General features: G+C 45.0%; 6 protein-coding genes. 2 read left to right on the top strand and 4 right to left on the bottom strand.

Annotated elements, in window-relative coordinates; genetic code table 11:
- The first annotated feature begins 279 nt into the window (after window positions 1-279).
- The gene (locus E5342_RS13970; RefSeq protein WP_135959595.1) at window positions 280-1,173 is read left to right on the top strand and encodes an Rpn family recombination-promoting nuclease/putative transposase; all 894 of its coding nucleotides are present in this window, start codon (window positions 280-282) and stop codon (window positions 1,171-1,173) included.
- Window positions 1,174-1,260: 87 nt separating this feature from the next.
- Here E5342_RS13970 and E5342_RS13965 read toward each other — a convergent pair whose 3' ends face one another.
- On the bottom strand, window positions 1,261-1,842 hold the full coding sequence (locus E5342_RS13965) for a DUF3109 family protein (protein WP_135959594.1): 582 nt from the start codon (window positions 1,840-1,842) through the stop codon (window positions 1,261-1,263).
- A gap of 16 nt (window positions 1,843-1,858) precedes the next feature.
- Complete coding sequence (gene gpmI, locus E5342_RS13960) at window positions 1,859-3,382, bottom strand: 2,3-bisphosphoglycerate-independent phosphoglycerate mutase (RefSeq protein WP_121735437.1); 1,524 nt, start codon at window positions 3,380-3,382, stop codon at window positions 1,859-1,861.
- A 106-nt stretch (window positions 3,383-3,488) separates the two neighbouring features.
- Here gpmI and E5342_RS13955 point away from each other — a divergent pair, with 106 nt between their 5' ends.
- Window positions 3,489-4,187, top strand: coding sequence for a M48 family metallopeptidase (locus E5342_RS13955; RefSeq protein ID WP_121735438.1), 699 nt, complete (start codon window positions 3,489-3,491; stop codon window positions 4,185-4,187).
- Window positions 4,188-4,224: 37 nt separating this feature from the next.
- On the opposite strand, the gene E5342_RS13950 is transcribed toward E5342_RS13955, so the two are convergent.
- Together E5342_RS13950 and sprA are read right to left on the bottom strand one after the other, a co-directional pair.
- The gene (locus E5342_RS13950; RefSeq protein ID WP_135959593.1) at window positions 4,225-6,939 is read right to left on the bottom strand and encodes a TonB-dependent receptor; all 2,715 of its coding nucleotides are present in this window, start codon (window positions 6,937-6,939) and stop codon (window positions 4,225-4,227) included.
- A gap of 100 nt (window positions 6,940-7,039) precedes the next feature.
- A complete protein-coding gene (gene sprA, locus E5342_RS13945; protein ID WP_121735440.1) occupies window positions 7,040-14,458 on the bottom strand; it encodes a cell surface protein SprA in 7,419 nt (2,472 codons plus the stop codon).
- Between the last annotated feature and the right edge of the window lie 10 nt (window positions 14,459-14,468).

Genomic DNA, 14,468 nt, shown 5'->3' with positions numbered 1-14,468 from the left:
ATCACATGAGCCATTTTTACCTAATGATATAATGTACATGCGTACGTTAATATAATGACTAGGCTACGATCACTCATAAAAAGCAGATATGACAACCTTTGAATGCCCATCGTAAAAGGCTTACGACCGCAATCGCAATAACGATAGTATCAGCGTTGACCAACACCTCCTTTTTTCAAAGCTGAAATGAGTCCCCTTATAATAAAAATCGTATCTTTACAGCCAGAGGTGGAAAAGAGCCATCTCTCTCCTATTAATCACTAAAACCTATAAACAACTATGGGAAGATTTATCAATCCCTTCACCGATTTCGGCTTCAAGCACATATTCGGTAGGGAAGTAGACAAAGACATCTTGATCGAGTTCCTGAACGACCTCTTGGCCGGAGAGCATACGATCACCGACCTTAGGATCATGAACAACGAGCGATTGCCCGAGACGACGCAAGGAAGGAAGGTCATCTTCGATATCCATTGCGAGACCGACAAGGGCGAACGGATCATAATCGAGATGCAGAACAGGGAACAGCCCCACTTCAAGGACAGGGCCTTATATTACCTCTCGCACTCGGTAGTGGAACAGGGTATAAAGGGAACATGGGACTATGAGCTGGCGGCCGTTTACGGAGTATTCTTCTTGAACTTCACGCTCGACGAAGAGAACGGGTCAGACAATAACGGGAAGGAGGGAAAATTCCGAAGGGACATCATATTGGCGGACCGGGAGAACGGACAGGTATTCAACCCCAAGTTCCGCCAAATCTATATTGAGCTTCCTCGATTCAACAAAGAGGAGGAAGCATGCGAGACAGATTTTGAACGTTGGATTTATGTACTAAAGCATATGGATACATTAGACAGAATGCCTTTCAAGGCACGCAAGGCCATATTCGAGCGGTTGGAACGCATCGGATCCATGGCGAACCTCACCCCCAAACAACGAGCGCAGTACGAGGAGGAGTGGAAGGTCTATAACGATTATTACAACACACTAGACTTCGCCGTAGAGAAAGGGATCAAGCAAGGAATGGAAAAAGGAATAAGAGAAGGACTACAAAAAGGACTACAAAAAGGGAAAGAATCTACGGCACGTAATATGAAAGCCGAAGGAATAACCCCTCTTATCATCCAAAAATGCACCGGCCTTTCCCTTGAGGAAATAGAGCGGCTATAAAACAAATCCCTTCAGCTTCCACCTGTTTTCAACAAGTTATTAACAACAGGATAAGCTGAAGGGATTTATTTATAAACGATCTAAAAGCTACTCCTCACGCTGCTTCTTCCATTCCTCCGCACACTCTTCCAAAGCCTTATACCAAGCCTCGCCGAACTTGCGGATCAAGGGCTCCTTGAGGAATTTATAAACCGGCAATTGCTCTTTCTTTCCTAAGATCTCCGCCGCCTTACAAACGCTCCAGCGATGATAATTCACGGCCTTGAAATCCCGATACTGAGTGACACGTATCGGGTAAAGATGGCAAGAAACAGGCTTATAGAAATCCGTCTTACCTTCCCGGTATGCTTTCTCGATAGCGCATTTACAAGTACCATCGGCATCGTAACAGGTAAAGACACAATCCTTACCGTTCACGATAGAAGTAACCGTATCGCCTTCCTCATCGATATAAGCTACGCCTTGCTTATGAATGACCTCTTGAGCTTTCGGGGATAAATCATTCCAGATAATAGGCAATACTTTCTGGAGCTCCGCCAACTCCGAATCCTCTAATGGAGCGCCGGAATCTCCTTCCACGCAGCATTCCCCCTTACATTTGGAAAGATCACATAAAAAATAACGCTCGATAACGTCAAGACTTACTAAAGTGTCATCTATCTGGATCATAAGATGCGTCTAGCTCTTATTTAATCAATGACTTGCCAGTCATCTCCTTCGGCTGTTGCAAGCCTAAGATATGAAGGATTGAAGGAGCCACATCGGCCAAGATACCATCCTCTACTTTAGCGTCCTTGTTGGCTGTCACATAAACGAATGGAACAGGGTTCAACGAGTGAGCCGTATTCGGAGTGCCATCCTCGTTCAAGGCGTGATCCGCATTACCATGGTCGGCGATGATGACTACCTCATAGTCGTTGGCTTTAGCGGCCTCAACCGTATCGTGCAAACAAGCGTCGATCGTTACGACCGCTTTCTCGATCGCTTTGTAGATACCTGTATGGCCTACCATATCACCGTTGGCGTAGTTCACTACAATGAAATCGAATTTCTTCGTGTTGATAGCGTCCACCAATTTATCTTTCACCTCGAAAGCGCTCATCTCCGGTTTCAAGTCGTAAGTAGCCACTTTAGGAGAAGGAACCAAGATACGCTCCTCGCTATCGAACGGAGTCTCACGGCCACCGTTGAAGAAGAAAGTCACATGGGCGTATTTCTCTGTCTCGGCGATATGCAACTGAGTCTTGCCTACGTTTGCCAAGAACTCACCCAACGTATTATTTACGTTCTCTTTGTCGAACAAGATATGAACACCCTTGAAGCTAGCGTCGTACGGAGTCATACAGAAATATTGCAAGCCCGGGATCGTATGCATACCGGCCTCCGGCATATCTTGCTGAGTCAATACAACCGTAAGCTCTTTCGCACGGTCGTTACGATAGTTGAAGAAGATCACGACATCGCCTTCCTCGATAACAGCAACCGGCTTTCCGTTCTCAACGTGAACAATCGGCTTGATGAACTCGTCCGTTACACCTTCGGCATACGACTCTTCCATCGCTTTTACCATGCACTCGGCTTGCTTACCCTTACCTTCAACCAATAAGTCGTAAGCCTCTTTCACGCGTTCCCAACGTTTGTCACGGTCCATAGCGTAATAACGTCCGATGATAGAAGCGATCTTACCGCCTGTAGTCTTCAGATGATTCTCCAACGTCTCGATAAAGCCTTTACCGCTCTTCGGGTCCGTATCACGGCCATCCATGAAGCAATGAACATAAGCCTTGCTGATTCCGTATTCCTTGGCGATATCCGTCAACTTCAAAAGATGCTCCAAAGAGCTATGTACACCACCATCGGAAACTAAGCCCATGAAGTGGATCTGCTTATTATTCTCTTTCGCATAGCTATAAGCACGTTTGATCTCCGGGTTCTCCATGATCGTATTCTGGCGGCAAGCGATGTTAATCTTCACCAAATCTTGGTAAACGATACGGCCAGCACCAATGTTCAAGTGGCCCACCTCAGAGTTACCCATTTGTCCGTCAGGCAAACCAACGTTCTCGCCAGAAGCCTGCAACTGTGAATTCGGATACGTTTTCAACAACTCGTCCCAATAGGGAGTAGGCGTGTTAAAGATCACGTCATCCTTACCTTTGTCACCAATTCCCCAACCATCACAGATAATTAAAAGTGCCTTTTTGCTCATGATTGCTAATTTATTATATTGATTATGTTTTTAACCTTTACGATCGCGAAGATAATCAATTCCATCGTATTATTGTTTCTCTCAATGTATTACTTTTGTGGCAGGAATGGAAAAGAATATACAAGACAAGGATTTGGGAGTCATAACGCTTCGTACCACTCCCCGGGCCACTCGATACACGCTCAAGATATCAAAAGGAAAGATAACCGCCACGATGCCACCCGGAGGAGATGAGAAACGTATGATCGCTTTTATCATGGAGAACAAACCGAAATTAATCAAGGCACTCCAGAAACATCCGGCACGCCCTTTGATTGACGAGCAGACGCAATTGCAAGCCACAACCTTCCGGACACATATCTTCCGGACGGAAAGGGAAAATTTCTACATGCGCTTAGAAGAGGGAATCTTGCATATCGCCTGTCCTTTAGAAACCTGTTTTGAGAGAGAAGAGGTACAATCCTTACTGAAATCCATGTTGGAAAAGGCATTCCGCCACGAGGCGAAACGATTGCTTCCCCAACGGATCGCTCGGTTGGCCCAGCAACACGGCTTTACGCTGACCGGGGTAAAGATCAACAACAGCAAGACGCATTGGGGAAGTTGTACGCAACGGAAAAGCGTCAACCTCTCACTATACCTAATGCTTCTTCCTTGGCATTTGGTGGATTATGTATTATTGCATGAACTTTGCCATACGATAGAGATGAGCCATAGCGAAAGGTTCTGGAAACTGATGGACAAGGTAACGGACAATCAAGCGATCCGTTTACGAAATGAATTGAAAAGTTATCATATGTTGTAGAGACGAAGCGTGTCCGTCTCTACAACCGGGTGAATTGTCAGAAATTGGCTCCTACTTGCAGGATGAAAGTCCGGGGTGCGCCGACATCCATCGGGCGGGCGCTATAGCGCTTGTTTAAGAGGTTGTTCACCAGTCCTTGTACATGGATATTCTTCGTCACTTTCATCCCGACACGCATATCCATGACGAAATATCCTTTATTGTTCTCTGCCCAATAATCATGTAAGTTTCCGAATAGCATCGAGCGCATATAATCCATCAGGTTAGGCTCCGCTTTCGTACGCTCATCGACCATAAAATAATCGACCGCCAATGTCTTGCTTTTCCATGACATATTCATTCCGATATTAAACCGTTTCCATTCCAGATCAAATACCCCCTTTACGGAATGTTTCTGGCGATATTTTAAATACTTACTGTCGTTCGATTTCGAACGCATCGCCATTAAGTCATCATTCGCTTCCTCCTCCGCATTCCGTGAATCCACGTCCATATCGATCGGATTCGTATAAACATACCCCAAAGTATATGCCAGACGAGTATCACGGTTAAACTCATACACACCCGAGGTAGACAAGTCCACCCCGTAAATCTCTGCCCGGCCTACGTTCGTGAACTGAGCGCCGATTCCTAAGCCGTCGCCGCTAGAGAACGCATTGAACAACTTGGAAAGCCCATCGATATAATCGAAGGTCTTATTATTAAACAGGCCGAAACAGAACTCGATCATATCCTTGTAACGGGTATAAAAGCCGGCCACATCGACAAAGCCCTTCAAATTGCCGAACTTATATCCTTGCTTGAAACCAAGTTCGGCATTATAACCTTGCTCCGCTTTCAATTCAGCGTTCGGGAAAGCTCCCACACCTCCGATATCCTTCAGGATAAACTTCTCCGTAACGGACGGATAACGGTATCCCTGTCCGAAAGATGCCCGGATAAAACTATACTCACCCAATTCATAATTCAAACCTCCACGGAAAACAGGTTTTACCGGAACCTTCGCCCCGAAAACCTTCGTCTCCGCTTCCCGGTAGAAATCATCGACCCGGTAATACTCCAGACGAACACCGACCGAGACATTCAAACGATCGATAAACGTATGATCATATTGCAGGAAAGTAGCCACATTATCGCTACTATGCTGCCCGGTCACTTTCGAATCCGCATGAATACGCTCATAAGTACCTCCAACCGTGAGTTGTGAATGATCGAACTTCTTGCTGAATTGGTAATCCAGATTATAGGAATAGGTATGATCCGTAGCCTCCGGTGCTTTTTTCTCCACCGGTTTCATGGCATCTACCAACCAAGTCCCTACGTTATTCTTATCGGGTAGCGGAGTACGTCCCATCACCCAAGAAATCAAGTCCATATAATCCGCCGAGGTAGCTGTCGGGAAAAAATGATTTCCCAACTTGCCCAATTCACCCATCAGTCCGCTCACCTTCCCGTTCATCACCTCCGGCAAATACGGTAAGAAGGTCGGCAATAATTCGGTTTGCCAGTTTTGCGCCATATTGATAATCTCCGGAACAGATGAGATATCAAAACCCATATTATTCGTTATGTCAAAAAGAGACTTATCCGTGGTATGCGTGATGATACGGCTTCCCCGATGGAAGAAACGCCCCTTGAAACGATGAGTCGTCCCTTTTTCCGAATTTGTATAACTCAAGAAAGGATCTATATAAAATGTATGCTCACGGCGTCCCATATTCGCCAGCGGAGACTGAATATAGGGCTCCTCCGGAGAACGCCAGATAAAGAAACCGGTATAATCATTATACAAGTAATTCACGTTCACGCCATAGTTCAACCCTTGTACCCGGGGATCGTGATACGTAAGGTTCCCGCCGACCCGGACACGACGGTTGTAATTATCCTGCCGATACCCATCGTCCAAGAATGTATTAGCACCCACTGTCAAATCAACGTTCTCGATCCTACGGGAATGAGAGAGATCCAAGCCTCCATATAAAGGCGTCCCGTCTTGGCGCGGCTTCCCATACAATCCTCCTTGTACGTTCACCTGTGTTACCGGATCTAATCCGGGGCGTTTCGTTTTCACATGGATCAGACCATTCAAGGCAGAAGAGCCATATAATACGGAAGAGGCTCCTTTCAGTACCTCTACTTGATCGACGTTCTCCATCGGGATCATATTCCAGTTTATCTCGCCGGAACCCGGAGTTAATACCGACATTCCGTCCACCAAAATCAAGCAACGGCTACCCACGCCATAGGTCCATCCCGTACCACCGCGTACGGAAGGTTGCCGGTCTGTCACGTCTACACCGGAGATATTCTTCAATACGTCCGTTAAATCTTTCGGAGACTGCCGAGCGATATCTTTCGCTTTCAATAATTCCATAGAGACGGTAATATCGCTTAGCTTTTGCTCATAACGCCCGACGCTCACGACGATCTCGTCCATCATACTCGCTTTGGGTCTCAAGAAAACATCATGCGTCAAAAACACTCCCGGCCCAATATAGACCTCATCCGCCAAGGCTTCATAGCCGAGGTAGCTGAACGTCAAGATAGCAGTTCCGTCCGTCACTTTCAGCTCATAATAGCCATTGATATCCGTAGCGGTTCCGCGCGTCCCCCCTTTATCTTTATAAAAGACGTTCACGCCCGCCAAGGGTTCCTTAGTCTCGGCATCCCTCACGACCCCCTTCACGTCCTGCCCCCAAGAAGCTTGGACGATAAGGAGCAGCAATAATATCAATTTGTAAGTATTCTTCATATCCAAATTATATTTCGCACAAAGATAAAGGTTTATTCCATACCGCTAGACAGGTATTTAAAAACAGACCAAGAAGTTCTGTAAATAGACTATACTCTTTTTATTGCGCTAAGGAGAACCGTAAACTAATACCATAGTTTGAGTTCGAAGTCGGGTAAGATGAGGTGGACACGATCGGCTCATTGATCTGTAAATCATAGAACGCCCTCAATGTCAGGGCACGACTCAACCCGTAATCCGCAGAGAACTGGATGGTCTTGGCGATATTCCCGCTGGTAGCCTGCGTAAACTGCTCCTCAATCTTGCGAATCAACGATTGCATTTTGCGGTAAGAGAAATCTAAGCGGATCGTAAGGTCATTACTGAAGTCACGTGTCTTTTTCATTTTTAACACCTTGTTAAACTCAGTCAACTTATATCCTACTCCTATCACAAACTCGTTGGAAAGCGCTTCCACCAATTGGTAAGAGGATATATTCAAGCTTAAGTTACGAGTCTTGCGCAACTCAAACTTACCGGTTATATTATTCAATAAAGTAGCGTCCACGCCAAACAACGGGCTGAATCCTTCCGTGATACTCACGGCCGCTATATCATAAGGAGACGATGGCGTAGGATTACCAGTCTGAATATCGCGGATATATCCCAAACCATCCTGCCCGGCATCCACCCAATCCAAAAAAGAGGAAAATGCGCCTACGCTATAAGAGCAACGATATTGATGGCTCAGCATCATGCTCTTAAAGTATTTCCGGATAGCTGGAATACGGATCAATCCATCATACGTAACACGCCAGTTCGGTAACAAACTCTTAACAGACGGGAAGGCTGACAAGCCTACCTTATTCGGATCCTTACCCGTATAAGCCGCCAAGAAAGCAGGTACCAATACCTCCATGGAATTCAGGCTTACGCCTCCCCCTACGGCTGGATCATAAGGTTTTCCCGCCAAGGCGTGCCCCGCCATAAAACCGGAGCTCGGATAAACCGTACCGGAATAGGTATCCATCAAACGCTGGGCGATCACGCTACGGTGAGCGATAAATTTATCGAACGCTTTCGAGGAATAACCGTTATTAGCGTTTCCGCTACCGCCGAAAGCGCTCCCCAAGGCGATCGTCGTCATCGTAAAGCTACCTCCCATCTGCTCGGGCATACCGTCTTGCATATAATAGATATCGGTACTACGGGTATCTACCCGGTTTGCGTTCAAATCAATCTTCAAGCCGGCTATAGGTTCCAGGTTCGCACGGATCGTAAGATTCTTCGCGCTATTGATCATGGCGGGAGTCGTCATATTCTCATTCTTTACCAACCAGCCCCGCTCGTCCGCCTCGTCGATAAAGCTCCTCCGTACCCCTCCAAAAGCGAAACCAAGTCCCGGAGCCAAAGTTCCTGTACGCCGTTGTCCGAACATATCACCAACCTCCGGGGCGTAACCGCTCAACATCATACCGTCTATCAACGAATACTGCACGTTTACCCGACGCAGCATCATCAAGAAACGACTGCCATATTCAGCGACTTTCGTTAAGGTTCCCTCCAAAGGTTGCGGACCGGGCACAATGGTCAGTTTCAAATGAGCCGTATCTTTATTCAAGATCATGACTTGAGCGTAATTGACCGGCTTATATTTAATTGAATATACTTTCCCGTCCGCTCCGCGTGCCGTGATACGAACCTTCTTCGTAAACATTCCATGCTGCACGATCGTTCCACTATCCAGACTCAATTGAATCTCTTTCTCCAGTTTCACCTCTTTCTTCTTTTTCTCCGGTTGACGAGCGCTTACCCGGGAAGAGGCCATAAATTTCTGGTTGATCTTCTTCAGATATTTATTCTTATTGTACAGTGACTGCAAATTGAAACTACCCTGCCAGTCAAATTGACGTTGGTTCTTTATTATATTACCCTGTTCCAACTCAATACTAGCGACATTGGCTCCACGATCCCAGTTGTACGTGGCATTATAAGTCAATGAACTATTTACCCAGTCTAATGCCGGTATGAATTGCAACGGCATATTCCAAGTGACATTAAACGTTTGATCATATTTCAAAGGAGTACCCAAATCACGGATGCTTTGTTTCACGGAATCCTTCCATACCTGATAATCATCCGGATTCAATTTCTTATTAACTTGAACATTCGGTTCCTCGATACGGGCATTCGTACCGGAAGTAAACGTCATGCTCAGATTATTCGTAAAGTCCCAACGCAAACTGAAGGCACGGTCCCACAAGAAATTGTGACTGAATGAGAGCAACTGGTTACCTCCATCCGTAGAACTTGTCAAATCCCTTAGCTTAATCTCATAGTAATTCCGCATCATCGCCGTCTGGAAACTAATATTCGACGGGACGTAATTCAGTCCGAATTGCTTGATATATTTTGTATATCCATTATTCTTCTTCAGCTTCTCGAAGGGTCGGAACGGTTTCACGTAAGGCGTATAATTATAAGCGAAATTACCCCGGTAATCCTTGGTTGTCTCATATTCGGTCTCCGGATTCTTCTTACTGTTCTGGCTATAAGAGTAACCTAACGAGAAATTCGCCGGGTCATACGGCATCGGGTTCTTGCTACGGATATCTACCTTTACGTTATTGAAAGAGACGCTCTTAATAGTGGTCTGATCCAAAGAATAACTCTTGATGGAGTCTTTATCGGCTTGGGTCTCTACCGCATCCAAAGCGTCCGAAAGCTTAATATCCTCATTCAACGGATCATACTCAGGAGTTGTAGTCTCTTTCGAATAAGCATAGTAAAAAGGTATGCTAACCTTTGCTTTCTCAGGGAACAACTTACCCAACTCAATCGAGGTCGCCACACTATATTGCGAATAATCATCCAACCGACGTTCGGCCAGCGACTGATCCAACGCACCGAAGCCGGCGGTTTCCATTCGTCCACTTACATTGACCGTACCCAAATCGGATAAAGCGACGTTCAGATTCGCATTAGCGGCCCAACCGCCTTTCTCATCGAAATCGGTCATACGAAGTTCGTTTACCCAGACCTCACCGCTCTTGATATCACCCGTATTATTACGTACGCCAATCATGATCACTTTCACCTCCGCTAAGCTAGGGTTACCGATGATACTGACTTTATTACGCATATTATCCGGATCATTTTTCGAATAAACCTTTTGGTAGCTTATATTTCCCTGTCCTTGACGTTTCAATTTATTTCGCTCCAACTTCAAGTCGGTCAGCGTCTCCAGTTTAAAATTCAAGGTATTATTTAAAGGCCATACTTTTTCTTGATCTGCGCTATTGTTCGTATTATAAAGAATAGTACTATGGGGAGTCAGATCCAAAGGTACCTCATACTCATAATAATTATTCTTATAGTCGGAACCTAAACGAATGAATACAGAGAAATCACCATTCGATAAAGTCCTGCTTTCATCAATCGGCGCTTCCGCATGAGCGAACATTTGTAATCGTTTATACCGGCGAAGATCATAAGCGGTAGATTTATAAACCGCACGTGCATCCGCAGGAGATAAATCTGTTATCTTCATAGACAATGCCTGCTCATTCTGTTGAAGCAACTGAGGCTGGCTGGAATCGAACATACGGCTAATACCCGGAGGCAACACATAGTTGACCGGCTGACGCTGCCCGTTCTCCTCTATATTCACAGAAGATACGACTATCTGTCCATCAGACTTTGGTGGAACAAGAGGATTTGACAAATCCTGCGTATAAGTACGCCAATCACCACGGACCAGTTCCAAGGTACCGAAACGCAGAACCGTAGACTTACGGAATCCTGTCATATACATACGCATGAAACGGACAGTCTTGAAATCCCGAATCCCCCCAACCCGCTTCTCATAATCTTTAATAGGGATCTTAAACAGATACCATTTTACTTTCTCCTTATCACCATTCATTAAGGTTACTTCCGGAGTACGCTCATCAACGATATTGTTTACACCAACCTGCAAATCTTTCGGACGGAGAGAGATCTTGTACTCAAAATATTTCTCTGTCTCATTCAACGTATTATCGCCATTGATATCTTCCACATCTGGTGTACTCTTTCCGGCTGTAGCATATCTTTGATCGGATTCTTGTGAGTTTCCCTCTGTACCGTTATATCGTTTATAGCGAGATAAGATATCCAACTCCTTAGCATCGTAATCATCCCCACGGAAATAGTGATAATTATCCCCGGCAGGATCGTTAAAAGGAGAAAATGGATCATCCATCATCTTAGAGATTGTCTCACCGGATAGTTTCGCCCTCAATTTATTCAAATAATCCGCATACGTAGGGAAAGTCTGCTCTTCCTCCGTAGAAAGACCGTTCAAACCGACATCTTGCAACTCACGATTTTGGGCATCAAACGCATATCCCGTACTTTGCGTGCGAGGCACCTTACCCCAGACAGTCGTATCAACTTTCGACATATCACCATCCACGGGCATACCATTCTCAAAGAATTTCCGCTCATCTTTCAAAATATCCTCGGAAATCTCACCCAAGTTAAAGTATAAGTCACCACCTTCGGCTGTCTCGTCCTCAAGATATGGGTCCAAAAGCCAGAATTCGATATATTCATAATTGGCAGATTCCAGATCGCTAGGCTCGATCTTGCGCATTACACCACCCCAACGTTTTTCCGGATTACCCAACGTACCGTCCGAGTTTACATTTTCCGCATCTAGGTTATACGGACCACGTTCATTCGGGTAAAAAGCGAGGTTCAATACAGGCAAAGTCGTATTATCATTGGTTCCCAACTCTTTATTCGGGAAGATCTCTTTATAACTGACTCCACGGGTGTAATGATTCGATAAATCATCATTCGTAAGATGTCGAGGGCGGGAAGAGGAACTCTTACGTGTGAAGATTCCGTCTACCGTATACCAAGCCAACAAAGCTCTGTTTTTACCATAAGCAATATCATTCACTTTTTCCGCTTCCGGAAATTTAGGATTCGAATCTTCATAGGGGGTACTCGCCAAGTTCCAAGCATACGGGTTCAAAAGATCCATACCACTTTGTGTAGACTCGAAGTCATCCAAATAAGAATAACCACCCGTATACTGATTCTCATAATGTCCCGCTATTAAATGAGCGAATTCCGCATTGAATGAGATTTGGCTAGGTTTGGTCAATGTCAACAAGGGTAACTTATCAAATACGTTTGTCAACCACTGGCTCTCTGCTTTATAAGAGGTATTCAAGCCCCATAAAGTATTCTTTATAGACTCATCTCCCAAAGTGGTTTTTACCGTAAGAGGCATTTCCGACATATGCATAACCGTGGCACCGACCATGAAGTCCTTATTGAACTGGTAATTCAAGTCTAACCCGATCATCGTCTTTCGCTGCATATTAAAAGTAGACTGGTTCTCCAGAGATACGCTAACGGGTGTTCCACTAGATATGATGCTCTCATTCAAGATCGTCACACGTCCTAAACTGTAATCGACCGTATAATCCACATTCTCTGTCAGTGTAGCTCCTCCTGCCGTGACACGTACAGACCCACGGGCCACGTTAGTAGCTCCCAAGTCGATCTCCGAACCCGACGAGGCTTTATACTCACCACTTAAAAGGAATTTATTTTTCTCGGCGATCTGGCGAGCAACAGTTAATGTCGAGTCATACAACTCTTGGAATACATATTTACTGGCATAGGCATTACCTACCTTTTCCCGTAATTTCGAGCCGAAAGGTTGTACACAAGGGAATATAATCTTACCGGTCTCCGCCTGTATCGTATAACCGTCAATAAAATCGAAAAAGCCATCCGGATTCGGATTGTCATAGGTATCCAAGCGATCCAGCCCTAATACCCGAATCAAGATTTGATTCGCACAATTACCTTCCGGAAGATAGTTTACATACGTACCGGTAGAATCACTCTGGTAGGTAACGTTCAACTTAAACTTCTCTTTCTGCACCGAATAAGCCCCCAGTGAGTATACATTCTTCATCATCAAGTCCCAGAACATCATATCAGGCGACATCGTGATGCCCTTTAGCAACTTCACATAAATACAGTCACTCGTATTCTCTTTATTATCCGTAGAGAATTCACCGACTTGATAGGTCTTGCCATTATAGATAAAACTAAAAGCGACACCCAATACCTCATCAGCCTGTAACTGAGTTCTCAAAGAAATATAACCCAATTTCTTGTTTAATGTATACTCAGACGACTCTAGCAAACGGGCACTCTCGATTTTCTCAAAATCCCGTCCTCCATCCATGGCACCTTTCAAAGCATCATTCACCATATTAATCTTACGGGCACCCGTAAATTGAGTGGTTAAAGTCGTATATAAATTGTTTGCGGAATTATTCGGACGCCTATCCGTTCCGGAAGGCATTACCAAGGCTGTATTACCGATATTACGAGATTCATTTTCTCCCAAATCGGTGAAAGCTACGATATTGCGAGACTGGTCATAATTACCTCGTTTATTGGTCACCCACACTTCTATCTTAGAGATCTCTATACCGGAGGTGACGGTAGGCAAAGACTCCATAAACTTATCGTAGTTATCATAGAAATAATGGCCCAAGAAGAAGTGACGGTTCTCGTCGTATTCATCCACCTTGATCTCGAAGGGCTTCGTCTGCACGCCCCCTTTTGAGCTAACCGTCTTGGATTCAGATTCCTGCTGGGCAAACAAGGCATTTACTCGCAACTTACCAAATTGTAAATCCGCTTTCATACCAAATAAAGCCGCACCTCCATTAATCAAAGAGTTGCTGGTATTCATGCTCACGTTACCGGCTTCCAACGATTTGATAATCTCATCCTCCTCGCCCGTATACGCCAGCTTCAATTTTTTGGAATCGAAATCAAAAGAGGTCTCGGTATTGTAATTCATTCCGAAATTCACCTTGCTACCCACCGAGGCTTGTACATTCAACTGCACACTCTCGTCAAAATTGAAGAAAGTACGTTTACGGGAACGCTCCGGAAGAGAAGGATCATTATTCTTATTCGTCTTCAATCCCATCGTGATCTCGGCCGAACCTTGTGTTCTTACACGTACTCCACCGGGGCCGAAGATACGTTCCGCCGCACCGATATTAAACTGCATATCGGTTAAGTTAAACTGTTTATTCGTAGCTTTTTGGAATTCTTCCTCGTTCTTTTGGCGGAAATAGGAACGAAGTGATTGTTGCATAGAATAATCTTGGTATTCCGCCGGGGTTAAACTCATCGGCGTACCAATCTCCATATCGCCTAATTTCGTACGGACAATATACGTATTCGTCTTTAAATCATACTCAATCGTAGTCTTGACATTCTCCGGATCACGCAAATCGGCAGGTGATTGTTTCACGATATCTTGATATTCCTCCGGTGTAGTTTTAGCTACCGGATAACGGGGAGGAATCGTATCCTCCGGAGCTTCCAGCAACTCCAATTCCGGCAAAGATGATGTATACGCAAGGTAATCAGCATTCAGCGAATACAAGCCGACACCAAACAATAATACAACGATCCATATGGAATATTTCAGTATTCGTTTTCTCATTTTCTCATTT

This window comes from Parabacteroides distasonis, assembly GCF_004793765.1.
Taxonomy (GTDB): Bacteria; Bacteroidota; Bacteroidia; order Bacteroidales; family Tannerellaceae; genus Parabacteroides; species Parabacteroides distasonis_A.
The sequence above is the reverse complement of the archived record's forward strand: the minus strand, read 5'-3'. Positions and strand labels throughout refer to the sequence as shown.

Coding starts and splice junctions, on each gene's coding strand:
- E5342_RS13955 (WP_121735438.1), top strand. CDS start 3,489: ATGGAAAAGAATATACAAGACAAGGATTTGGGAGTCATAACGCTTCGT.
- E5342_RS13965 (WP_135959594.1), bottom strand. CDS start 1,842: ATGATCCAGATAGATGACACTTTAGTAAGTCTTGACGTTATCGAGCGT.
- gpmI (WP_121735437.1), bottom strand. CDS start 3,382: ATGAGCAAAAAGGCACTTTTAATTATCTGTGATGGTTGGGGAATTGGT.
- E5342_RS13970 (WP_135959595.1), top strand. CDS start 280: ATGGGAAGATTTATCAATCCCTTCACCGATTTCGGCTTCAAGCACATA.
- E5342_RS13950 (WP_135959593.1), bottom strand. CDS start 6,939: ATGAAGAATACTTACAAATTGATATTATTGCTGCTCCTTATCGTCCAA.
- sprA (WP_121735440.1), bottom strand. CDS start 14,458: ATGAGAAAACGAATACTGAAATATTCCATATGGATCGTTGTATTATTG.